Annotated in this window: 2 protein-coding genes; both read left to right on the plus strand. The window is 62.6% G+C overall.

Annotation, left to right across the window (positions count from 1 at the left end; genetic code table 11):
• On the plus strand, window positions 1–933 hold a 933-nt coding region (gene alc, locus FP2506_RS17760), incomplete at its 5' end, for an allantoicase (RefSeq protein WP_007069000.1).
• The coding region (locus FP2506_RS17765; RefSeq protein ID WP_007069001.1) for an ureidoglycolate lyase at window positions 921–1,346 on the plus strand (426 nt) is incomplete at its 3' end. The genes alc and FP2506_RS17765, both read left to right, overlap by 13 nt.

Consider the following 1,346-nt stretch of genomic DNA (forward strand, 5'->3'; position numbering starts at 1 on the left):
ACTTTCGCGACCGACGATTTCTTCGCAGACAAGTCGCGCATGATCTTGCCTGAGCCCCCGCTCTTCTACCCGGACCGGTTCGACGATCACGGCAAGTGGATGGACGGCTGGGAGTCCCGCCGCAAGCGCGAGCCCGGCCACGACCATGCGGTCGTCAAGCTCGGGCAGCGCGGCACGATCGCGGCTGTGGACATCGACACCTCGTTCTTCACCGGCAACTTCCCGCCCGAAGCAAAGATCGAAGCAGCCGATGTGCCGGGTGAGCCCGGCGAGAACGACTGGCAGCCGCTCGTCGGTAAACGATCGCTACGAGGCGATTCGCACAATCTCGTCCATCTCGACGCACCCACCAGCGCGCGCTGGCTGCGCCTTCACATTTTTCCCGATGGTGGCGTCGCGCGGCTTCGGGTCTACGGCACGGTGGAGAAGGACTGGAGCGAAGTCGGCGCAGACGAAACCGTCGATCTCGCCGCCCTCGTCAATGGTGGCTCGGCTATCGCTTGGAACGATGCCCATTACGGCTCGCCTGCCAATATGCTCGCACCCGGTACGGCGCCGGTCATGTCAGACGGCTGGGAAACCGCGCGCCGCCGCACACCCGGCAACGACTGGTGCGTGATCCGTCTTGGACACCCCGGCACGATCGAGCGCATCCTCATCGACACAAAGCATTTCAAGGGAAACTACCCCGACCGATGCACCCTGCGCGCTGCTAAGCTCACTCAGAACCCGCAGCAGAGGGAGATCGAGGCGCTCTCCTCGCTATGGCCGGAAATCGTCACCTCGACCAAGCTCCAAGCCGATACGGAACTGACGATCGAAGGGCGCGACATCGAACGCCACGGCGCTATCAGTCACGTCCGCCTCGACATCTTCCCCGATGGCGGAATTTCGCGCCTGCGGCTTTTCGGGAAAAAAACATGTGGGAATTGAAGACAACCCCCCTCTCTGCCGACGCATTCCGTCCCTTCGGCGAGGTCATCGAGACCGACAACGCGTCCGAAATCCGGCTCATCAACAAGGGCACGACCACCCGCTTCCACGACATCGCTCCGGTGGATGTATCGGCGGAAGGCGGACATCCGCTGATATCGATCTTTCGTGGAAAGCCCTTCGATTTCCCCATCCGGATCGAGATGATGGAACGCCATCCGCTCGGCAGTCAGGCCTTCATGCCGCTTTCTGCCCGGCCCTATCTCATCGTCGTCGCGCATGACGAAAGCGGAGCGCCTGGCGAACCGGTCGCCTTTCTCGCCGCGCCGGGTCAGGCATCTCCTATCACCGCATGTCTGGCATCACCCGTTGCTGGCGCTCGAGGAGGTATCCGATTTCTCGTGGTCGACGCG

Source organism: Fulvimarina pelagi HTCC2506 (assembly GCF_000153705.1).
GTDB lineage: Bacteria > Pseudomonadota > Alphaproteobacteria > Rhizobiales > Rhizobiaceae > Fulvimarina > Fulvimarina pelagi.